The sequence below is a fragment of the Lysinibacillus sp. IITD104 genome (assembly GCF_036698265.2).
GTDB lineage: Bacteria > Bacillota > Bacilli > Bacillales_A > Planococcaceae > Lysinibacillus > Lysinibacillus boronitolerans.
Map to the genome: position 1 here is coordinate 3,592,952 of NZ_JBAHYH020000001.1, position 22,175 is coordinate 3,615,126.

Annotated in this window: 23 protein-coding genes; 7 read left to right on the forward strand and 16 right to left on the reverse strand. The window is 37.7% G+C overall.

The window, feature by feature from the left end; translation table 11 throughout:
- Positions 1 to 35: 35 nt before the first annotated feature.
- Both coxB and cyoE read right to left on the reverse strand, forming a co-directional pair.
- The gene (gene coxB, locus V1L66_RS18320) at positions 36 to 1,124 is read right to left on the reverse strand and encodes a cytochrome c oxidase subunit II (protein ID WP_036077087.1); all 1,089 of its coding nucleotides are present in this window, start codon (positions 1,122 to 1,124) and stop codon (positions 36 to 38) included.
- Positions 1,125 to 1,223: 99 nt separating this feature from the next.
- Positions 1,224 to 2,141 (reverse strand): heme o synthase, encoded by a 918-nt coding sequence (cyoE, locus tag V1L66_RS18325; protein WP_016992771.1) that lies wholly within the window; start codon positions 2,139 to 2,141, stop codon positions 1,224 to 1,226.
- A 336-nt stretch (positions 2,142 to 2,477) separates the two neighbouring features.
- On the opposite strand from cyoE, the gene V1L66_RS18330 reads away from it, so the two are divergent.
- Complete coding sequence (locus V1L66_RS18330; protein ID WP_016992770.1) at positions 2,478 to 3,401, forward strand: heme A synthase; 924 nt, start codon at positions 2,478 to 2,480, stop codon at positions 3,399 to 3,401.
- Positions 3,402 to 3,452: 51 nt separating this feature from the next.
- Here V1L66_RS18330 and V1L66_RS18335 read toward each other — a convergent pair whose 3' ends face one another.
- The 5 genes from V1L66_RS18335 to V1L66_RS18355 form a co-directional block, all read right to left on the reverse strand.
- Positions 3,453 to 3,641, reverse strand: coding sequence for a hypothetical protein (locus V1L66_RS18335; protein ID WP_312126974.1), 189 nt, complete (start codon positions 3,639 to 3,641; stop codon positions 3,453 to 3,455).
- Complete coding sequence (locus V1L66_RS18340) at positions 3,634 to 4,254, reverse strand: TetR/AcrR family transcriptional regulator (protein ID WP_312126972.1); 621 nt, start codon at positions 4,252 to 4,254, stop codon at positions 3,634 to 3,636. The genes V1L66_RS18335 and V1L66_RS18340 overlap by 8 nt, the downstream gene beginning before the upstream one ends.
- Before the next feature lie 134 nt (positions 4,255 to 4,388).
- Entirely contained in the window at positions 4,389 to 7,823 is a 3,435-nt protein-coding gene (gene pyc, locus V1L66_RS18345; RefSeq protein ID WP_333006883.1) for a pyruvate carboxylase, read from the reverse strand.
- A 12-nt stretch (positions 7,824 to 7,835) separates the two neighbouring features.
- Complete coding sequence (locus V1L66_RS18350) at positions 7,836 to 9,017, reverse strand: FtsW/RodA/SpoVE family cell cycle protein (RefSeq protein WP_333006882.1); 1,182 nt, start codon at positions 9,015 to 9,017, stop codon at positions 7,836 to 7,838.
- 60 nt (positions 9,018 to 9,077) lie between these two features.
- The gene (locus V1L66_RS18355; protein ID WP_004224778.1) at positions 9,078 to 9,359 is read right to left on the reverse strand and encodes a YlaN family protein; all 282 of its coding nucleotides are present in this window, start codon (positions 9,357 to 9,359) and stop codon (positions 9,078 to 9,080) included.
- A 182-nt stretch (positions 9,360 to 9,541) separates the two neighbouring features.
- Between V1L66_RS18355 and V1L66_RS18360 the strand changes: the two genes are divergently transcribed.
- Together V1L66_RS18360 and V1L66_RS18365 are read left to right on the forward strand one after the other, a co-directional pair.
- Entirely contained in the window at positions 9,542 to 10,042 is a 501-nt protein-coding gene (locus tag V1L66_RS18360; RefSeq protein ID WP_333006880.1) for a peptidyl-prolyl cis-trans isomerase, read from the forward strand.
- 11 nt (positions 10,043 to 10,053) lie between these two features.
- Entirely contained in the window at positions 10,054 to 10,257 is a 204-nt protein-coding gene (locus V1L66_RS18365; protein ID WP_048394712.1) for a YlaI family protein, read from the forward strand.
- 55 nt (positions 10,258 to 10,312) lie between these two features.
- On the opposite strand, the gene V1L66_RS18370 is transcribed toward V1L66_RS18365, so the two are convergent.
- From V1L66_RS18370 to typA, 5 genes are all read right to left on the reverse strand, one after another.
- A complete protein-coding gene (locus V1L66_RS18370; protein ID WP_016992766.1) occupies positions 10,313 to 11,107 on the reverse strand; it encodes an ABC transporter permease in 795 nt (264 codons plus the stop codon).
- Positions 11,100 to 11,867 (reverse strand): ABC transporter ATP-binding protein, encoded by a 768-nt coding sequence (locus V1L66_RS18375; protein WP_333006878.1) that lies wholly within the window; start codon positions 11,865 to 11,867, stop codon positions 11,100 to 11,102. Before V1L66_RS18375 ends, V1L66_RS18370 begins: the two co-directional genes overlap by 8 nt.
- A gap of 1 nt (position 11,868) precedes the next feature.
- Positions 11,869 to 12,861 (reverse strand): ABC transporter substrate-binding protein, encoded by a 993-nt coding sequence (locus tag V1L66_RS18380; RefSeq protein ID WP_036077072.1) that lies wholly within the window; start codon positions 12,859 to 12,861, stop codon positions 11,869 to 11,871.
- Between the two features lie 216 nt (positions 12,862 to 13,077).
- Positions 13,078 to 13,476 carry a YlaH-like family protein gene (locus V1L66_RS18385; protein WP_036077070.1) on the reverse strand — a complete coding sequence of 133 codons (399 nt, stop codon included), beginning with the start codon at positions 13,474 to 13,476 and terminating at the stop codon, positions 13,078 to 13,080.
- 30 nt (positions 13,477 to 13,506) lie between these two features.
- Positions 13,507 to 15,351 carry a translational GTPase TypA gene (gene typA / locus V1L66_RS18390; RefSeq protein ID WP_004224771.1) on the reverse strand — a complete coding sequence of 615 codons (1,845 nt, stop codon included), beginning with the start codon at positions 15,349 to 15,351 and terminating at the stop codon, positions 13,507 to 13,509.
- 143 nt (positions 15,352 to 15,494) lie between these two features.
- On the opposite strand from typA, the gene V1L66_RS18395 reads away from it, so the two are divergent.
- Complete coding sequence (locus V1L66_RS18395) at positions 15,495 to 15,680, forward strand: DUF5325 family protein (protein WP_016992866.1); 186 nt, start codon at positions 15,495 to 15,497, stop codon at positions 15,678 to 15,680.
- A 42-nt stretch (positions 15,681 to 15,722) separates the two neighbouring features.
- Here V1L66_RS18395 and V1L66_RS18400 read toward each other — a convergent pair whose 3' ends face one another.
- Both V1L66_RS18400 and V1L66_RS18405 read right to left on the reverse strand, forming a co-directional pair.
- Positions 15,723 to 16,517, reverse strand: a complete 795-nt coding sequence (locus V1L66_RS18400) for an inositol monophosphatase family protein (protein WP_004224769.1) — start codon at positions 16,515 to 16,517, stop codon at positions 15,723 to 15,725.
- A 212-nt stretch (positions 16,518 to 16,729) separates the two neighbouring features.
- Positions 16,730 to 16,927, reverse strand: a complete 198-nt coding sequence (locus tag V1L66_RS18405) for a hypothetical protein (RefSeq protein ID WP_026023402.1) — start codon at positions 16,925 to 16,927, stop codon at positions 16,730 to 16,732.
- 126 nt (positions 16,928 to 17,053) lie between these two features.
- On the opposite strand from V1L66_RS18405, the gene V1L66_RS18410 reads away from it, so the two are divergent.
- Positions 17,054 to 17,680 carry a YktB family protein gene (locus V1L66_RS18410; protein WP_258859602.1) on the forward strand — a complete coding sequence of 209 codons (627 nt, stop codon included), beginning with the start codon at positions 17,054 to 17,056 and terminating at the stop codon, positions 17,678 to 17,680.
- A gap of 101 nt (positions 17,681 to 17,781) precedes the next feature.
- Here the strand turns inward: V1L66_RS18410 and V1L66_RS18415 are convergent, their stop codons facing one another.
- Together V1L66_RS18415 and V1L66_RS18420 are read right to left on the reverse strand one after the other, a co-directional pair.
- Positions 17,782 to 18,069 carry a UPF0223 family protein gene (locus tag V1L66_RS18415; protein WP_036077065.1) on the reverse strand — a complete coding sequence of 96 codons (288 nt, stop codon included), beginning with the start codon at positions 18,067 to 18,069 and terminating at the stop codon, positions 17,782 to 17,784.
- A 20-nt stretch (positions 18,070 to 18,089) separates the two neighbouring features.
- A complete protein-coding gene (locus tag V1L66_RS18420; RefSeq protein ID WP_333006873.1) occupies positions 18,090 to 19,049 on the reverse strand; it encodes a nitronate monooxygenase family protein in 960 nt (319 codons plus the stop codon).
- Between the two features lie 145 nt (positions 19,050 to 19,194).
- Between V1L66_RS18420 and V1L66_RS18425 the strand changes: the two genes are divergently transcribed.
- Both V1L66_RS18425 and V1L66_RS18430 read left to right on the forward strand, forming a co-directional pair.
- Positions 19,195 to 20,664, forward strand: coding sequence for an aminotransferase class I/II-fold pyridoxal phosphate-dependent enzyme (locus V1L66_RS18425; protein ID WP_016992872.1), 1,470 nt, complete (start codon positions 19,195 to 19,197; stop codon positions 20,662 to 20,664).
- 137 nt (positions 20,665 to 20,801) lie between these two features.
- A protein-coding gene (locus tag V1L66_RS18430) for an IS3 family transposase (RefSeq protein ID WP_139254896.1) occupies positions 20,802 to 22,126 on the forward strand; the annotation gives its coding sequence in 2 pieces (ribosomal slippage) (positions 20,802 to 21,180 and positions 21,180 to 22,126; 1,326 coding nt in all).
- The last annotated feature ends 49 nt before the right edge of the window (positions 22,127 to 22,175 follow it).

A 22,175-nucleotide genomic window follows, 5' to 3' on the forward strand; every position in this document is an offset into this window, starting at 1 on the left:
TTACCTCCCTCAAAATTTGTTACATAGAACGAAAATTATTTTTCTACTGATAAGCCCATGATGTAAGTTGCAAGAGCTTCAATTTCTTCATCAGATAAATTACCGTAAATAGGCGCAGTGCCATCAGAATTCATCATTAAGTTACCTGGTTTAAATTCCTCAGGGTTTTTAATCCAAGCTTTTAAGCTTTCTTCATTATGCTCTAAGAAACCAGCAACACGGTTACGGTCACCAAACGTAGTTAAGTTTGGACCTGGTGTACCGCCTGCTCCTGAACCAGAGATAGCATGACAGCCTAAGCAGCTATTAGCAAAAGTTGCTTCACCAAGATCAGTTGAAGCTTTGTCAGCAGTTTGTCCTTCAGTTGCTTTCATTGCATCAACCCATGCATCAAATGCATCTGGGCTTAATGTTTTTACTTTAAAGTCCATTAAAGCATGTGAAGGTCCACATAATTCAGCACATTTTCCATAAAATACGCCATCTTTAAGATCTTTTGATTCTTTATCGAATACTAAGTAGAATTTGTTTAAGTTTTCCACGTTTGTATCCATTTTACCGCCTACAGCAGGAATCCAGAATGAGTGCTTAACATCGGCAGCTTTTAAATTAAAGTAAACTTTTTCACCTGTTGGTACCACTAGCTCTTGAGCCGTTACGATACCTTGGTTAGGATATTCGAATTCCCACCAGTATAATTTTGCCGTTACATTGATTGTTAGGGCTGTTTTGTTCCCTTCTTCATCTACCTCATCCATTGCAGCAACATCTGCAAATTTATAAGTAGTTGTAACAACTGGTACAGCGATAATTAATAATAAAATAATCGGAATAACTGTCCAAATCACTTCTAAAGTATGACTACCCTCTACTTGCTTAGGGATAACATTTTCACCCACGCGTGCACGACGGTATTTTAGGAATGCAAGTAAATAGATAACGGATACTATTACTACTACTAGCGTCATAATTACAGTAGTTAACAGTAATAAATTCAATTGTTGTTTACCTACTTCTCCAGATGGTTTTAGTGTAGAAAGATAATCTTCACCACAACCTGAAAGGAAAACCATCATCACTGCTAGAAGTGAAAAAAGACGCCATTTTTTAAGCCCTTTCATCATAGCTTAATTAAACCCCTCTTTCTTTGTTGTATTTTCATGTGTACCTAGGACATCAGTTCTGTCTATATGAATTCTTATAAAAAGAAAGAATCCCTAACTTTAGCTAAACACCGCAAATATTATGATGGCTACAAATAGTATGGTCATATGATTCAACGAATAAATAAACATTTTATTTGCCCATTTCATATCATCTTTTGTTGTAAAGCCTTTCAGAGCTAGTATTAACCAACCCAAGTTCAATGCAGTAGCAAGAGTTAAAAAGCCAATTCCAAGCTCTGTTAAAAGGAAAGGTAACGGTAATAATAAAAGAATCCAGAATAACATTGAGTACTTTGTACGTTTAAATCCCTTTATAACAGGTAGCATTGGTATTTTAGCTGCACGATATTCCTCAGTCCGTTTCATGGCAAGCGCATAGAAATGTGGTGGTTGCCATGCAAACATAATAAGGAATAAGGCTAGTGCTCCTGGACCTAAGGCGGGCTCAATCGCTGCGAATCCAATAACAGGAGGAATAGCCCCCGAAATACTACCTACAACCGTGTTACTAACATGCTTCCTCTTTGACCACATTGAATACAGAACGACATAAGCAAATATTCCTACTAGTCCCCACATGCCGGCTGCAAACGATGCCGCAAATAACAAAATTTCACCTACAATTAAAAATGAGAGGGCAATGGTCAACACAAAGTTTGGCTTAAATCTGCCTGTCACTGTCGGTCTTGCCTTTGTTCTTTTCATGATAGGATCTATATCCTGATCTATGAAATTATTCATTGCACCTGAGCCACCAATGATTAATGCCGCACCCAGCATGGTGTAAAATATGACATCAAGCTCTTGCAAGAAATGTCTACTAGTAAACTGAAAAGCCAGCCACATCCCTGTAAACGTTGTGACAAGATTCGAGTTAACGATTCCAATTTTTATTAGTGCTAAGAAATCTTTTACAACAGATGTTGTTTCTGGACCAGGATTTCTAGTAGCCGCCAGTGTACGACCGTTTGACATAATACCTCTCCTTTCATTTTTGTAAGCATATTCCGCTAACAATAACTATAGCGAAATTTGCGATTGATTTCTAGACATTAAGTGAAATTTAGATGAAGTTGTAAAAATTAGCTTTGTCTAGAAATATAATTAAAAACAACATATCTATAGTAAAACATTTTCTAAAATGAATTGTGAAGGTTAAAGCACGAAATTATGAACAATTTGTGAAATGGAATCGACATCTAGTAGTCCCTTCTCTTTACAAGTTGTTTTTTATACGTATTTTCGATATTATCTAGTAGCAGAAACATTACGTTCTTGTAATGTTGATAGATAAAGTAGGTGACTCATTTTATGCAACACAACAGGTATTTGAAGTGGTTTGCTGTTGCCGCTACAGTAGGGATGCTCCTTATATTACTAGGTGGGGCTCTCGTTACCAAAACAGATAGTGGCCTAGGCTGTGGTCGAAACTGGCCTGATTGCAATGGATCTCTTATTCCAAAGGAGATTACACCAGAAGTCCTTATTGAATTCTCACATCGTCTCGTAACAGGAGTTGTATCTATTTCAATTCTTGTGTTAACCGTTTGGACATGGCGTAAGCTCGGACATATTCGTGAAGTAAAGCTATTAGGTTTCTTAGCAATGTTTTTCTTAATCGCGCAAGCTCTTATTGGAGCAGCTCAAGTATTATGGGGGCAAGGTGATTTCATCTTAGCACTACATTTTGGGATATCTCTTATTTCCTTTGCCGCGGTTCTTCTTCTCTCTATGATTGTATTTGAAGTCGATCGGAAATTTGATGCTGATAACGTATTTATCGGTAAAAAGTTACGTTGGCATACAATTGCTGTCACAATTTATTCTTATTTAGTCGTTTATACTGGGGCGCTAGTTCGTCATACAGATTCGAGCTTAATTTGTCCTGATTGGCCATTTTGCTATAATGAAACACCTTTCGCACCGCCGAATAATATGTATGAATGGGTGCAAATGGGACATCGATTAGCAGTTCTTATTATTTTCATTTGGATTGCATACATAACTTGGCATGCTGTAAAGGAATATAAACATCAACGTGTTATATACTATGGATGGATAATTGCCTTTACAATAGTAGTTTTACAAGTTATTGCAGGTATGTTAGTAGTCCTTACTAAACTGAATTTAACGGTAGCTTTACTGCATTCATTATTTATTTCCCTTTTATTCGGTTTATTATGCTATATGATCATGCTAGTCGCTCGAAGTAATTATAATGAGAAAAAGAAATAGCCCATTAAAAAAGATTCGCCACCAACGATGTGTCGAATCTTTTTTCTATGACTATTTTTGTTTCTTCATAGCCTCAGTCCCTATAACTCCAACAATTAAAATAATCATGGATACAAAAGCATAATCTTTAAAAAATGTTGTAAAAGGAATGTCGAAATATCGACAAATTAGCGTTACGAGACGGCCTCCTAATAAAATTAAACCTATGACTAACATCCAGTTAAATAGTGCTTTAAGCATTTTTTGGCCCCTCTACTTTCATTGCTGTCCATATAATATTTGTTACCTCGAGACTGTAATCCTCTGCCGCAATAGCAAGCGGTCCCCCTATAAGCATGTATTCACCAATCGCTCCTTGAATTACTTTTGCCATTACATCGACAGAGCGAACACTAAATGTCCCCTGTTTTTTTCCATCTTCTAAAATATTACATAATGCCTTCAATAGTGGATCTTCCTCTTCATCTGGCAGTTTATAGTAAGGGATGTCTTGTTCAGTTCGAGCGTTGAAGACAATTTCTAATAATGCTGCATTTTCTTTTGGGTGTGTCGCTTGATAAGCAATGCTTGCCTCTATGAAGTTTGCTAATTGTGTGACAGGGTCACTGGCAGTATATGTTTTTGTCAAAATAAAAGTTGTGGATTGCTCAATTAGTGCTAGCAGACTTTGGTTGATTAAATCTTGTCGATCTACAAAATGATAAGAAATTAATGCTGTGCTAATAGAAGCACGTTTAGCAATTTGTGCTAGACTCGCCTTTACATAGCCAATATCATCAAGTGTCGTTATCGTAGCTTCAATAATTTGCTGCTTTCTTGCTTCCTGAATAAAGGTATTTTTACTGCTATCCATAGACCCCTCCTGATTGGTCGAACATTTTTTTGATTAAGTAATCAAATTTTATATGATTTATCGCTTAAACGCAATAAAAAAGGTTATGTAGATATTACTAATAAAAGTATCTAATAACCTTTTTTTACGACTATCTATTCAATTTCAATTAATAGATCCCCTGTTGAAATGGCATCTCCTGCACTTGCATATACCTCTTTTACAATGCCGTCTTTAGGTGCTTGGACAGTTGTTTCCATTTTCATCGCTTCTGTAATTAACAGGTGATCCCCACGTTTAACAGGACTACCTTTAGAAACAACAACTTTCAACACAGTACCTGGCATTGTAGCACCGATTTGGTTTGGATTGCTTGGATCGGCTTTTAATGCTAAATTGCCATCAACCTCAACAGTCATATCTTGAATCACCAATTCACGCGATTGTCCATTGAGCTCAAAGTAAAGGACACGTGTTCCATTGTGTTGCGGTTCCCCGATTGAAACGAGTTTAATAATCAATGTTTTCCCTTTTTCTATTTCGACTTCAATAATTTCCCCAAGCTTTAAGCCATATAAGAATGTTGGTGTGTCAAGAACTGAAATATTACCGAAGGATTCTGCTGTTTTCGCATACTCCTCAAAGACTTTTGGATAAAGAGCATAAGCCAGAACATCCTTTTTCGTAACAGGACGATTTAACTTTTCCTCTAGCACAGCCTCTAATTGATCAAACTGAATAGGCTCTAATAATTCTCCTGGACGAACTGTAATTGCTTCGCGATCTTTTAACACTACTTGTTGTAATGCCTCTGGGAACCCGCCATGTGGCTGTCCAAGATACCCTTGGAAGAATTCAATTACAGAATCTGGGAAGTCAATTGTTTTCCCTCTTGTTAAGACCGTATTTTCGTCTAAGTCATTTTGCACCATAAATAAAGCCATATCTCCTACCACCTTGGAGGATGGTGTCACTTTGACAATATCACCAAACAGTAGATTTACACGGGAATACATGCGTTTTACTTCTTCCCAACGATCACCAAGCCCTACCGCTTTTGCTTGCTGCTGTAAGTTACTATATTGGCCACCAGGCATCTCATGCACGTAAATCTCAGAATGTGGGCTAATCATGCCACTTTCGAAATCTTTATAGTATTTACGAACATCTTCCCAGTAGTACGATAATTTTTCCAAAGAATCAATATCCGCACGTACTTCTCGTTTACTCCCCTTCATCGCATAGTACAAGGAATTTGCACTTGGCTGAGATGTTAAGCCCGCCATAGATCCAAGCGCTGTATCGATAATATCTACACCTGCTTCAATGGCTTTAGCATATAAGTAAATCCCATTGCCGCTTGTATCATGCGTATGCAAATGGATTGGCAGACTTGTCGTCTCTTTTAACTCGGAAATTAAACGATAGGCCGCTTCTGGCTTCAGTAAACCAGCCATATCTTTAATCGCTAAAATATGTGCACCAGCTAGCTCTAGCTCCTTCGCCATATCCTTATAATATTGCACCGAATATTTCGCTCGACTATCATCCAAAATGTCACCTGTATAACAGATGGCCGCTTCAGCAATTTTTCCAGATTGACGCACTGCATCAATCGCCACTTCCATACCTTTAATCCAGTTTAAACTATCGAAAATACGGAATACATCAATTCCTGATGAAGCCGATTCAGCGATAAATTCTCGGATTAGATTATCAGGGTAATTCGTGTAACCAACGGCATTAGCTCCACGCAGTAACATTTGGAACAAGACATTTGGTACTTGCTCGCGCAGTTTTTCTAGGCGCTCCCATGGGTCCTCTTTTAAGAAACGATAGGCTACGTCAAATGTTGCACCGCCCCACATTTCCAGCGAGAATAACTGATGCATCATGCGAGCTGTTGCATCTGCAATCTGATACATATCCTGTGAACGAACACGTGTTGCAAGGAGAGATTGGTGGGCATCGCGGAATGTAGTATCTGTTAGTAGTACGTCTTCCTGTGCTAAAATCCACTGCACTAAGCCATCTGCTCCCTGTGTATCTAAAATCTGCTTCGTACCTGCTGGTGGTACAATTAAAGGATCAATTTTAGGTTGGTTCGGCTGAGCAAAGATAGGTTTTGACTTCTTCTCTACACCTGGGAAGCCATTTAAGGTCACATTCCCTATATAGCTTAACAGCTTTGTTCCACGGTCTTTACGCACAGGGAACTCGAAAAGCTCTGGCGTTGTATCAATAAAGCTAGTATCAAAGGCACCTGATAAAAATTTCTCATGTGTAACAACATTGTTTAAAAAAGGGATATTCGTTTTAACGCCACGAATACGGAATTCTTTCAAATTACGATCCATTTTCGCTGCAGCTTCTTTAAAGTTCATGCCCGATGTTGAAATCTTTACTAACAAAGAGTCATAGTATGGTGTTACAACAGCGCCTTGGAATCCATTTCCAGCATCTAACCGCACGCCAAAACCACCACTTGAACGGTAAACCATTAACTTTCCAGTATCTGGCATAAAATCATTTGCAGGGTCTTCTGTTGTCACACGGGCCTGAATGGCATAGCCAATCATTGGCATATCGTCTTGCTTTGGCATATGAATTTCTTCACTGTGTAGCCCATAGCCTGCCGCTACCTTAATTTGGGCATGGACGATATCGACACCTGTAATCATTTCTGTAATTGTATGTTCTACTTGGATGCGAGGGTTTACCTCGATGAAATAAAAATCGTCTCCTGCGACTAAAAATTCCACTGTCCCTGCATTTATGTACGAGACATTCTTCATTAATTTCACAGCAGCATCGCAAATACGATTTCTTAACTCTTGTGAAATCGAATGAGATGGCGCAATCTCCACCACTTTTTGATGACGACGCTGAATTGAGCAATCACGCTCATATAAATGCACAATATTGCCATGTTTATCGCCAATAATTTGTACTTCAATGTGTTTTGGCTTTATGATTGCTTTTTCTACATACACTTCATCGGAACCAAAAGCAGCCTTTGCCTCTGATTTTGCTCTTTCATAGGAAGAAGCAAGATCCTCTGGCGCATGGACTAGACGCATCCCTCGACCACCACCGCCAAGTGCTGCCTTAATCATAACTGGATAGCCATAATTGCTAGCAAATGTCTCTACCTCTGCTAGATCGGCTACTGGGCCATCTGTACCAGGAATAACCGGAATCTCAGCCGCAATGGCTTGAGAGCGTGCTTTGACCTTATCTCCAAACATATCTAAATGCTGAGAAGTTGGTCCGATAAAGACAATGCCCTCTTCCTCACAGCGACGTGCAAATTCCACGTTTTCTGATAAAAAACCATACCCTGGATGAATCGCATCAACATCTGCATCTTTTGCGATGGCAATAATACCTTCAATATCTAAATAAGCATCGATTGGTTTCTTGCCAGCTCCCACTAAATAAGCTTCATCTGCTTTAAAGCGATGAAAAGCACCACTATCTTCTCTTGAATAGATGGCAACAGTCTGGATATTCAGCTCCGTACAGGCACGGAAAATACGAATTGCAATTTCTCCTCGATTGGCTACGAGAATTTTGTTGATTGATTCCATAGGTATCCCCCTTTATGATTGTGTTTTTTTCCTCTCTACCTTTTCAAACATAGAAACATTGATCAATATTCCCATCGCTAAAGATAGAATGATTATAGATGTACCGCCATAGCTTATAAAAGGTAACGTTACACCGGTTAACGGGATTAACCCGGTTACACCCCCAAGATTAATAAACGATTGCCAGCCTATCCAGCTCGCAATGCCAGCCGCAATCATGCGTGCCAATGGATCTTTTGTTCGCAATGCAATAGAAAAACCTTTATATACAATAAATCCTAAACCACATAGGACAATTAAAACACCCCAAATCCCTAGCTCTTCCATTATGATTGCCATAATAAAATCTGTTTGTGGTTCAGGCAAGTATCCTAATTTTTGAATGGATTGACCAAGGCCACGCCCTTCTAAGCCGCCTCCGCCAATGGCATAATAACTATTCACCACTTGGTGACCACTACCATCCTCATACTCAAACGGATTTAAGTAAGACAATATCCGTCCTTTTCGATTTCCTGTTAGTAGCTCTCCCTTAAATATCCATAGAATACCAAGAATGGCTGTACCAAATGCACCCAATACACCAAAAAACTTCCAAAATGTTTTAAATGGAATACCACTTGAAGCAACAACTGAAACAGCAATACCACATAGAATAATCACTGCTCCTAAGTCTGTTTCAAAGGCTACCCCAGCAACCACTAAAATCCATAGAAAAATTGGGTAAAAAATTTCAGTAGGTTGTAGCTTTTCAAACGTATATTTTTGCGCTTTTCGATAAAAAGCAGCTGCAAAATATAAAATTATAAATAGTTTCGCATACTCTGAAGGTTGAAAATTCCCTAAACCTGGAATAGCAATCCAACTTTGAGAACCTACTTCCTCTGCCCCATTACCTGCTACTTTTACCCATGTAAATAACACAACTAACACAACAGTTAGCAATAACATAATATTCTTATTCGCATAATGCTTATATGGGAAAAATGCTGTAAGGATAAAGCCAAGAAATGCCACCATTAAATTGGTCACTTGCTTTTGATAAAAATAATCAGGTGCTTGACCTTTTTGAACAATAGCAACCATCATACTTGAACTGTAAATCATAATTAATCCAAATAAACTTAATAATAGGACCGTAAAAAATAAGGGGTAATCAAAATTTTGTGCATAACGTTTTAAGTATTGTCTCATTGGAAAACCTCGTTCTAGTAAAAAAACTCAAAGCGCAAAAAAGCGTTTGAGTTTTTCTTTTTATTTGTCTGTATACGCGTCGTGTAGTACAGAAAGTTCCTTCTCGAGTGAATCGAGAATTTCTTTGCCTTTTTCACGTTCAATTAATCCAAGCTTCACAGCAAAGTCAATTTCACGTGACAGGCCGAACATTTGTGTATCTAATACTTCCTCATATAAAGGGCATTGTGGCATTGTTAAATGATCCATTTGTACTCGAATAAGGCGAGCAATCTTATCTGCATCAGCAACTAATAGCTCCAAAGCCTTCTCTTGAAAAGAAGTTTGTGATTTCGTATCCATGAGGACGCCCCCATTATCTGATATTTCTTCGATTCTATCTTAATAAAGTTTATCTTTTAGTCGATAAAAATGCAAGTGTCTTCATTGGAAAATAGAGAATTCGAATTATATTTCTTTATTATCTCTAGGCATTAGCGTTATACTATGTCATGGATATACAAGATTTGAGGAGGATTTCTATTATGGAAACAATAATTCCTATCACAGGTGCAGTCACATACCAACTAACATTAGATCCTACTGTGTGGATTTTTGATGATCGTAAATTAGATTTAAACACTTACTTCACTACTCAAAATGTTGAGGAAGATGCTGACGTCAAATATATGCGTGAAGTAGGGGCACACTGGTCACGTGAAATTATGGAAGGAGCAACATTCCCACCTACATTAAAATCAGAGAGGAAATTTGACCGTAAAGGCATGGAGACAGGTACATTTGGTATCGAATTAAGTCATTTCTTGAAGAATGCTGAAATTAAACCTGAAGCGACAAAAATCGTCTTAACTTGCAAAGATGGTCAAGAATATCCTTTCACAATTGAAGAAGCTTTTACACTTATTTTAAAATATAGCCAAGACGGGAAGCCTCTTTTAGAAGACGGTCCAATCCATGTATTACTAAGAGACGGTTCAAATATTGACAATCCTATTAAAAACGTATCAGCCATCCGCGCTGAATAGGAGGGAATGCAATGCGCGTTAAATGCGTTATTTGCGATACGATTCATAATTTAGATGATAATTTACCTTTAGCAAAAAAATTGCGTAATCGACCAATTCATACTTATATGTGCGATATTTGTCATGATCGCATTTCGGAAAATACTGTCGCACGAATGGAAACAGGCAATTTCCGTTTTTATCGTACGTCACCACAGATGGATAAAGAATTTTAACTAAAGAACAGCTTTAAAAGAGGTGCCTCTATTTTGAGACACCTCTTTTTTTCTACTATCCATTATTTTTAATAATCGTTTTTTCAACTAATTCTACAACTTGATACATAATAGTAGCAAAAAAGGCAATGATCAGAAGTGACATAAGGACAAGGTTAAAATTAAATACTTGGAAGCCATAGATAATTAAATAGCCAAGTCCTTTTGAAGCTACTAAAAATTCCCCTACAATAACCCCTACCCATGATAAGCCAACATTCACTTTCAGGGTTGAAATGATCGTAGGAAATGATGCTGGCAAAATGACCTCACGAAAGATTTGCCATCTGGTCGCTCCAAATGTTTGTAAAACCTTACTATAATTTGGATCGACTCCTTTAAATGCCGTATATACTACAATTGTTGTAATGATGATGGATATTAATGCACCCATCGCTATGATGGAAAAGTAGCCTGGGCCAAGTGCAACAATCAAAATCGGACCTAGTGCAACTTTTGGCATCGCGTTTAAAATTACTAAATATGGATCAAGTACTTTTGATAGTAACGGGGACCACCACAAGACAATAGCTATCAATGTTCCTAATAAGGTCCCCGCTAAAAAGCCAATTACGGTCTCCATTAATGTAACACTTACATGCAATGTTAAAGAACCATCACTTACTTTTTCAATAAATGTATGCCATACATGCGTTGGCGAGCTAAAAATTAAACGATCAATCCATTCTAATCGTGAAAGCAGCTCCCATCCTCCAAAGAATAGTAGTAAAATAATAAGCTGATATACTCGAACATAGCGTTTTTCTCTTTTTAACAATTGCTGATATTGCTTAAATAATGTATTATCCAAGGCTCTCCAGCTCCTTCCAAATCGTTTGGAAAATATCTGCATAGGCTGGATGCTGTCTTACATCAAAAGGTGATAGCTCACTAAGAGCTTTAGGTATTTCAAACACCTTGTGAACTGTCCCTGGGTTTGCAGAAAATAGAACTACACGCTCACTCATCGCGATTGCCTCGCCAATATCATGTGTCACAAGAATAGCAGTCTTTTTATAAGTTTTTAATGTTTCCACCACTAAATCCTCAAGCTTTAATTTCGACTGATAATCTAATGCAGAAAATGGTTCATCTAATAATAAAATTTTAGGATTTACAGCTAAGGTACGAGCAAGGGCGACACGTTGCCGCATACCTCCTGATAATTCTCGAGGATAATTTTTCCCCACATGCGGTAATCCTACTTCCTGTAATAATGCGTTGGCCGTTACTTTATGTGTTTTATGACTTTTCTCCATTATCTTCAAGCCAATTGTGACATTTTCCTCAATGGTCTTCCAAGGAAATAAATAGTCCTGCTGAAGCATATAGCCAATGCTAGATTGATTATTTGCTGATAGCTTTTCACCATCTATATAAACATTGCCTTCAGTGGCAGGGAATAATCCTGCAATAATTGATAATAATGTGGTTTTTCCGCAGCCACTCGGACCAATAAACGAAACAAACTCTCCTTCATGAATGGCTAAACTGATATCACGTAATACTTCCTTTGCCTGTGTACTTGAAAAATAACTATGGTGAATATTCTCTAGCTGTAAAAATTCCATATTACTCAGCAGCCTTTTTAGCAAAGGTAGTATTCACAAGTTTTTCATACTCCACTCGTTGAGGAAGTTCACCTGCTTCCTCCATAATTGTTTGCAAGTTATCCCACTCTCCTTCATCAAGGATTGGGTCAGTAGCATAAGAGCCTTGTGCTTTATATCGCTCAATTACAGTTTCAATTATCTCTATATCTACATTTTCAAAATATGGTTGAATAATTTTTGCTACTTCAGCAGCACTCTCATTTTGCACATAATCCTGTGCTCGTTGTAATGCATTTGTAAAAGCTTGAACAGTTGAAGCTTCATCCTTTAAATAACTACTTTTTGCCATAAAGGACGTGTAAGGAAGATTACCAGACTCCGTTCCAAATGAAGCTACAATATAACCTTTCCCTTCTTTCTCGAAGACACTCGCAGTAGGTTCAAATAATTGTACATAGTCACCAGTGCCTGATGCAAAAGCAGTTGCAATGTTGGCAAAATCAATATTTTGAATGAGCGTTAAATCATTTACAGGGTCGATGCCATGTTTTTTCAGCACGAATTCACCTGCCATTTGTGGCATACCACCTTTACGTTGCCCCAAAAACGTTGAGCCCTTCAATTGATCCCACGAAAAATTATCCATCTTATCTCTTGCCACTAAAAAGGTTCCATCCGTTTGGGTTAACTGTGCAAAATTTTGAATAGGATCATTTGCACCTTGTAAAGTGACATAAATAGACGTCTCCGATCCAACTAAAGCTATATCAATTCCATCTGACAGTAACGCCGTCATCGTTTTATCGCCACCTGCAATCGTTTGTAGCTCCACAGAAAGACCCTCCTCCTCGAAGAATCCTTTCTCAAGTGCTACATATTGAGGCGCATAGAATATTGAACGAGTTACTTCTCCTACTTTGACTTTTTCTAGCTCTGCTTTATTACATGCCGTCAAAGAAAGGAGTAACAAAGCAATGACACCTAACAATAAACCTTTTGTAAGCCAACGCATTCCCTTTCCTCCTTGATGTGTTGAAAATAAGCCTATCGACATTAACTTATTCACATAAGAAGATTTCGGTGCCTATCATTTTTTAATTTGTGTAGAGTGCGGGTGTTTTCCTCAGCTTGACTACAGGGGGAAACATACAAAAAAACAGCCTTAGCATTAAAACCGCTAAGACTGTTTATAACAGATAAAAAGTTCTTATTATAAAGTTCGTAATTGTTACTGATTGGTAGCTTGTTGCTCTTCTCTTTTTTCACGCCATAATCTTGTTTTATAGACAATTAGAATTAAGGCCGCTACAATCAGACCTTCAATCATTGGTAAGAATAGGGCAAAGAACGTAAGCATAATACACCCTAAAAATAGGAACGCATAAATAATAATATTTTGAGATAACTTTAATTTCTTGGCAAAGCCTAGCTTATAGACAATGGCAGAAAGTGCAAATACAAGAAGAAATACAACATAACCTGCTATTTCATAGCTTGGTAAATTTTCATATAAAAATCTAGTTATACCAGCCATTCTTCCATAAACTCGTGTTGTTTCATCTGTACCTGTCTGTGCAGCAACTTGAATAACATTTAGTTCACCCAATAAAGCGGACTTCAGATCCAAGACTCCTCTTCCTTTCGTGGAAGCAAAAAATTATTGTTCAGCGTTTTTTAATTTTTTCGCTATTCTTTCACGTTCATTTTTATCTAGAATTTGTTTACGAAGGCGAATAGATTCTGGTGTGATTTCTAAATACTCATCATCATTTAAGAATTCTAACGCTTCTTCTAGTGTTAATAAACGTGGCTTTTTAATAACGTTTGTTGCATCTTTTGTCGCAGAACGAACATTCGTTTTTTGCTTCATTTTTGTTATGTTTACAGTGATATCATTATCACGTGTATTTTCACCAACGATCATACCTTCATAAATTTCAGTACCTGGTTCTACAAAGAGTGTACCACGGTCCTCTACTTGCATCATACCATAAGTTGTGGATTTACCAGTTTCCATTGATACAAGAACACCTTGATGACGTCCACCAATACGTCCTGGAATATATGGTTGGTAGCAATCGAATGTATGGTTAATGATACCAAAACCTTTAGTCATAGACATGAATTCTGTTGTATATCCAATTAAACCACGAGCTGGAACAAGGAAAGTTAAACGAACTTGGCCATTGCCATTGTTCACCATATCTAACATTTCACCTTTACGCGTACCAATCGATTCAATAACCGAACCTACATTTTCTTCTGGCACATCAATTTGTACACGTTCAAACGGTTCACATTTTACACCATCAATTTCACGAATGATAACTTGAGGTTTTGATACTTGTAGCTCAAAGCCTTCACGGCGCATATTTTCAATAAGAATTGATAAATGTAGCTCACCACGTCCAGAAACCGTCCATGCATCTGGTGAATCTGTATCTTCTACACGTAGAGATACGTCCGTTTGAAGTTGTGAACGTAAACGCTCTTCTACTTTACGAGCAGTTACCCATTTCCCTTCACGACCTGCAAACGGTGAATTATTCACTAAGAAAGTCATTTGTAATGTTGGCTCGTCTATACGTAATGGTGTTAAAGCTTCTTGATGTTCAACTGGACAAACTGTTTCTCCAACGTTGATGTCTTCCATACCTGAAACAGCAATTAAGTCACCAGCTTTTGCTGATTGGATTTCTTCACGTTTTAAACCAAAGAAACCAAATAGTTTCGTTACACGGAATTGTTTCACAGTCCCATCTAACTTCATTAAAGCAACTTGTTGTCCTACTTCAATTGTTCCGCGGAATACGCGTCCAATCCCAATACGACCAACATAATCATTGTAGTCAAGTAATGCCACTTGGAATTGTAATGGATCTGCTGAGTTGTCTACTGGTGCAGGAATTGCTTCAATTACCTTTTCAAATAGACATTGCATATTTTCTTCTTGTTTTGTTGGATCAGCATCAAGAGAAGCTGTACCGTTTACACCTGATGCATACACAACAGGGAAATCTAATTGATCATCATCAGCACCTAGCTCGATGAATAATTCTAATACTTCATCAACCACTTCTAATGGACGAGCTGAGTCTTTATCAACTTTGTTTACAACTACAATCGGTGTTAACTTTTGTTCTAACGCTTTTTTCAGTACAAAGCGTGTTTGCGGCATACAACCCTCATACGCATCGACAACTAGTAAAACGCCATCTACCATTTTTAAAATACGTTCTACCTCACCACCGAAGTCGGCGTGTCCAGGCGTATCAAGGATGTTAATACGAGTTCCGTTATAGTTTACTGCAGTATTTTTTGCTAAAATTGTAATACCACGTTCGCGTTCAATATCATTAGAGTCCATTGCACGTTCTTCAACATGTTCGTTTGAACGGAATGTACCTGATTGTTTTAATAGTTGGTCGACTAAAGTAGTTTTACCATGGTCAACGTGGGCGATAATTGCGATATTGCGAAGATCTTGACGTAAGTTTGTCATTATTCCACTCCATATTCTTTTTTCGAATGTTTAACTGTGATATTATAGCACAAGAAGGATAGAAATGTCCTTATTAGAATTTCCATCATTCTAAAAAATATATTTGATCGACAAATTTTTTATATAGGAGGCTAGGCTAGGCTATGAATCGTGCAAAAATCGTAATGGCCATCTATGCATTGGCAGCTGTATTAGCAATGTGCTCTATCGGCTACTCTGTTGCAGCTAGTAGTATATTTGGTGTAATAGCTGGTATTGTGGCTACTTGTGTCATTTTCATGACAGCCTTTAAAATGAAGCGTAAACTACGTGCGCAAGGATTACTTTAAAGAACATAAAAAGGAGCTGTCTAGTAAATAGACTGCTCCTTTTTATTCATATGGCACAATATATTTTTCTAATAACTCTTTATGAATAGCGGGATTGGCAATAATAAATGTATCCTGATGAAGGAAATCAAAGCCTTCACCATGTAGATTTGTAGCAACTGCTCCAACTTCCTGAGCAATGATGGTCCCTCCTGCAATATCCCATGGTGCTAAACGCATAGAGACATAGGCATCTAATTTGCCGCTAACAACAAATGCAATTTCCATTGCCGCAGAGCCATAAGACCGTGTACCGCGAACTTTACGAACCATATCTATCACCTTTTCATGGTGAATATGTCGATTAGGTGCGACCCAATGTGCATTGATGCCAATGACAGACTCTTCCATTGTAACAGACTGTAGTTTTCGCAATGGTGAATCATTATACCATGCCCCTTGACCCTCAATGGCACTAAATAAATCCTCTCGCATGACATCAAATATGTAACCTAATTTTCCTACGCCATTGACAAAAATACCTATAGAAATCATAAAATGACGATGCTGTTTGACAAAATTCATCGTGCCATCAATTGGATCAATAATCCAAACTACACCATCTAGCGATTTAACCTGTTCGCCCATTCCTTCTTCCCCTAGGATTTTGTGGGTTGGATCAAAAGCTTTAATTTGCTCAATAAAGAATAACTCAGTCTCTCGATCAATATTGGTAACGAGGTCATTTGCACCTGATTTTGTCTCTATTACTAGATTATACGAAAAAGCCTCCCGAATACGTCGCCCAGCTTCAAAAATAATATCTTTTGCAAATTTATCAATTTGTTGTAAATCCACTCATAACCCACCCTTCGAATATAAGAAAAGGCCATCTATGTTGGTCGCTCTCGTATGTTTATGATACCTTTTCCCACTACTTCATAACTTTTGCTATATAAAAGCTAATATTACCTTATGATATAATTTCTATTTTACCCTTTGTCACAATAAAAATCACCTGCTGTCGGAATATTCAGCAAGTGATTTTTTAAATGGGTATTAGATTTTGACTACGCATAGGCGTGCAAACTTTCAAGTTCCATCTGAATTTCTGCCAGACGTTTTTTACTTTTTTCAATTTCAATGTCATTTTTTTCATTCATTGCTGCAAAAAGTGAAGCTAATTCATAATCTAATTCTAATTGTAATATGTGCTCATATTGCTTTTCAATGTCAACTTTACGTATAATTTTTACGAACGGTTTCATAAAAAACACTTCCTTTTTTTATTTTTTTTACAAAAACTTCGCTCATTTGATAAAGTTCTTGTTATAAGATTTTTTCCCAAATTCAGCGTAAAATAAACCTTATAAAACGAAAGGAGTAAAATAAAATTGCCAAAAATAAAGTGGACAAACAAAGACTTTAAGGTTTTTACAATAGACGGTTTAGAACAGAGAATGGATGCTTTAAATTTACATGTACGTCCAAAATTTAATCAGCTAGGGGAAGATTTCTCTTCATACTTCTCTAGCCAATTAGGTGAAGAATTCTTCCCTCATGTGGCTAAACATGCTCGAAGAACTGTTAACCCCCCAAAAGATAGCTGGGTTGCCTTCGCCCCTTATAAAAGAGGCTATAAATCATTGCCTCACTTTCAGATTGGTCTATGGCACACACATTTATTCATCGTCTTAGCTATTATTTATGAAGCGCCTCAAAAAAATGTTATGGCTGAGCGTTTACTAGCTCATAAATCATTAATTGAGCAGCTTCCAGATGATTTTATTGTGTCAGGAGATCATATGTCCCCTGAGGCCGTTTCTCTGGAAGTAGCAAAAGAAGACAAGCTTGAAGAACTACTTATTCGCCTACGTGATGTCAAAAAAGGTGAATTCTTAATTGGCCGTCATATTCCAAAAGAGCAAGCAACAAAGCTAACAGCAAGCGAATTACATCAATTAATAGAGGACACATTTAACAGCTTACTTCCTCTTTACAACGTTATTGTGGGAAAATAGGATTAGCTATTAAAGCTTTTTATTGATGTAGTTTATGCAAAATGTCGTTTTCTAACACAAAAAATAAAGAGTGGATGTGAGATTAACTCACATCCACTCTTTTAACGACCATTTTTAGGGGTAACTTTTATGATCATCCCATCTTCTGCTTCCTTTGTTTGTTTTACAACAGGATAGCTAATGTAGCCACTCGCCTCTTCAAATTCGCGAAAAATTGATTTTTCCTCTGCTTGGGAAGGAACAATCTCTTTAAAGCGTCGATATTTAGCTAGCATAACTTCACGCTTGATGCCCTTTTCATAAGCTTTCTCAATTCCCTCGAAGAATTGAATAACATCCACGATCTCCTCTGTGGACCAATCAGTTGAAAACGGATAAGAGTATTCCATTCGACAAAACCACCTTTACGTTATTGCCCCCATTTTAACCGTATACTTTCAGCTTCTGCAACCATTCGCTTAATAAGGTCTTCAACCGTTGGGATATCGTGAATCATTCCAGTCACTTGTCCAGCCCAGCCAAAGCCCTGATCCTTGTCACCATCGTAAATAAAACGTTTATTCACTGAGCCACTAATATATTCTTTTAATGCCTCATATGTTGGCGTTTTTTCCTCGATCTCCAAAATCTTTGCAGTAAAATCATTGCGTAAGGCACGAGCTGGTGCACCAATTGAGCGCTTAATAATGGTTGTATCTGCCTCAGTACTCGCAATTAGCGCCTCTTTGTAAGCCTCTGAAGCATCAACACACTCTTTTGTTGCTATAAAACGAGTGCCCATTTCAATGCCTTCAGCTCCCAAGGCTTGAGCAGCCATCCAGCCACGTCCATCGCCAATTCCGCCAGAAGCAATGACAGGAATACTTACGCTATCAACCACTTGTGGAACAAGAACCATTGTGCCGACATCATCACGACCAAGATGACCACCGCCCTCTTGACCCACGACCATCACAGCATCTGCTCCAAGCTGTTCAGCCTTTTGAGCTTGTCTACGAGCAGCTACAAGGACTAATTTTTTTATATCCGTGCCTGCCAGTAAATTAAATATAGGCGCTGGATTTCCCCCCGTCATTGTAACAACCGGCACTGCTTCTTCGATTGCCACACGCACCATATCCTCATAGCCTGTACCATGCATGCCAATCGCAAAATTTACGCCAAATGGTTTATTTGTTAATGTTCGGACTTTATGGATCTCTGCTCGTAACAATTCAGGATCTCGTAAACTCATAGCTGTTATTTGCCCTAAACCACCAGCATTCGACACAGCTGCAGCTAAATCAGCATATGCTAAATAGGCTAATCCCCCTTGAATAATTGGATATTTAACCTGTAATAGGTCCGTCACACGTGTATTCCAATTCATAGTACCTCCCCTTTCGTTCAATACTATTTTCTCGATATCCTGAAAAAAATCCTTTTATTTTTTAGGAAAAGCCTATTTTTTCGTGTCGTTAGGTGCTATAATTCATTTGTTTTCTTAGATATTATAAAGTGAGGTGGTACCTGCGTTGTCACAATTAGAGACTCCATTGTTCGACGTATTATTAAAACATCGGAACAGACATCCCATTCAGTTCCATATTCCAGGCCATAAGAAAGGGCAAGGGATGGATCCTGCTTTCCGAGAATTCGTCGGCGACAACGTTTTATCAATTGATTTAATTAATATTGCTCCACTAGACGATTTACATTCACCAAAGGGTGCTATAAAAGAAGCGCAAAACTTAGCAGCTGAAGCCTTTGGTGCTGATCATACATTCTTTTCCGTTCAAGGTACTAGTGGCGCCATCATGACGATGATTCTAACCGTCGTCGGTCCAGGTGATAAAATTCTAGTACCACGGAATGTCCATAAATCTATTATGTCAGCGATTGTATTCGCTGGTGCCATTCCAATTTTTATTCATCCTGAAGTCGACAGCGAATATGGGATTTCTCATGGCATATCCCCTGAAGCTGTGGAAAAAGCATTAAATGCTTATCCAGATACAAAGGCAGTACTTGTTATTAATCCAACATATTTTGGCTTTACAGCTGATTTAAAGCGCATTGTTGAGATTGCTCATGACCGTAATATTCCGGTAGTAGTAGATGAAGCGCATGGCGTACACATAAAATTCCATGATGACCTTCCATATTCAGCTATGGAAGCAGGTGCTGACATGGCAGCTACAAGCGTGCATAAGCTTGGTGGCTCCATGACACAAACGTCTATTTTAAATGTACGTGAAGGTCTTGTTTCTGCAAAACGTGTACAAGCTGTATTTTCTATGTTAACAACAACTTCGACATCCTATCCATTACTTGCTTCACTTGACACAGCGCGACGTCAGCTAGCCATTCATGGATACGATTTAATTGACGATGCATTACGTTTAGCAAAGGATGCTCGTAAACGCATTAATCAAATACCACATTTAAAGTGTGCAGGTAAGGAAAAGTTACATTCATCTGCAACTTATGATATGGACCCATTAAAACTTCTGATTAGTGTGAAAGATTTAGGTATTTCTGGTCATCGAGCTGAGGAATGGTTGAGGTATAATGCCAATATTGAAGTAGAACTGTCTGACCTTTATAATATCTTATGTTTAGTGACTTTAGGAGATACAAAAAAGGAAATTAACCTTTTAGTAAATGCCTTAACTCGTATGTCAAAAGCATTTGATTCTGAAGCAGCTATAACAGAGGCCTTGGTGAATGTGCCAGAAATTCCAGCACTTGCCATGTCCCCACGTGATGCTTTTTATGCAGATACAGAAGTCGTTCCTCTTGCCGAAGCAGATAACTGTATTTGTGCAGAGTTTATTATGGTGTATCCTCCTGGGATTCCTATTTTTATTCCCGGGGAAATAATTACACAAGAAAATATTCATTATATTCAAATGAATATTGAAGCAGGTTTACCAGTTCAAGGACCAGAAGATACAACATTAAAAACAATTCGTGTTATCAAAGAACGTAAGCCAATTTTCTAAAAAATAAAAGCTAGCTCTTCAAAAAGTGAACTGAACCCCGAATAGTAGACACTTAAAAAAAAGTGCCCTATTCGGGGTTTTTTCTATGGGAAAAGCCCGTTATACTTAACATAATTAATTTGAACGGGAGTTATCTTATGAGTAAAATCTATTTTAATGAACATCAACGTCAACTATTAGAAGCCAATCCCAATGTTGCTTCAGTATCTGACCGAGCGATTCAATATACACCTGAATTTAAAATTAAAGCAGTAAATGAGAACTTAGCTGGGAAAGGACCTACTCAAATCTTTATAGAAAATGGGTTTGATCTTGAAATGATTGGCCCTAAAAAAGCTAAATCAGCTTTGAAGCGTTGGAGAAATACTTTTAATCAATATGGAGAAAATGGTTTTTTGGAAGAACGTCGAGGAAAAGGAAGTACGGGAAGACCAACAACTAGTGAGTTATCCGCTGATAAGAAGCTAGAAAAAGCAGAGGCTCGTATTCGTTATCTCGAAGCTGAAATTGAATTACTAAAAAAGCTAGAGGAACTCGAAAGGAAGGCGAAGAAACACAAGTAGCTCCACATGAAAAATACGCAGTCATCAATGAAGTAATTCGTAAATATCAACTAATCAATAGTGTCTCTGAGCTATGTACTGTCGCACATGTTAGTCGCAGTGGTTATTATGCATGGCTGCGGAATACTGAAAAACATGCCATTCGAGAGAACAATGATTATGAGGATTATCTCTTTTTAAAGTGCATCTATGATGCATTCAAAGGGAAAGTTGGCTATCGTGGACTTTATATGAAAGTATGTGAATTACTTGAAAACCCAATGAACCCAAAGAAAATACGCCGTCTAATGCGCAAGTATAATTTCTTTGCGAAAGTGCGACGTGCAAACCCATATAAAAATATTGCAAAAGCTACTCAAGAACATAAGACATTACCAAATAGATTAAACCGTGAATTTACACAAGACGAGCCGGAAAAAGTATTTTTAACTGACATTACCTATTTAAAGTATCGAGGAAAAACAGCCTATCTATCCTGTGTTAAGGATGTCGCTACACGTGAAATAGTGGCATATGAATTATCACAAACATTGAAAATGTCGATTGTTTACAATACTCTAGCAAAATTAGAAGAGAAATTAGGGAATAATATACATCCAGAAGCCATGATACACTCTGATCAAGGTTTCCATTACACGCATCCAGAATTTCAAAAAAGGGTGAAACAGATGAATTTGAAACAATCTATGTCACGTAGAGGGAACTGTATCGATAATGCACCAATGGAATCCTTCTTTGGACATATGAAAGATGAAATGGACTATAAAGAAGTTCATACATTTGAAGAACTAAAACAATTAGTTAATCAATATATGATTTTCTATAATGCATCAAGAAGACAATGGAATTTAAAAAAGATGACTCCGGCAGAATACCGAAGTCATCTAATCGCTGCTTAAATAGCAGGGTTACTTTTATTAAACTGTCCGAAATTTAGGGCGCAGTTCA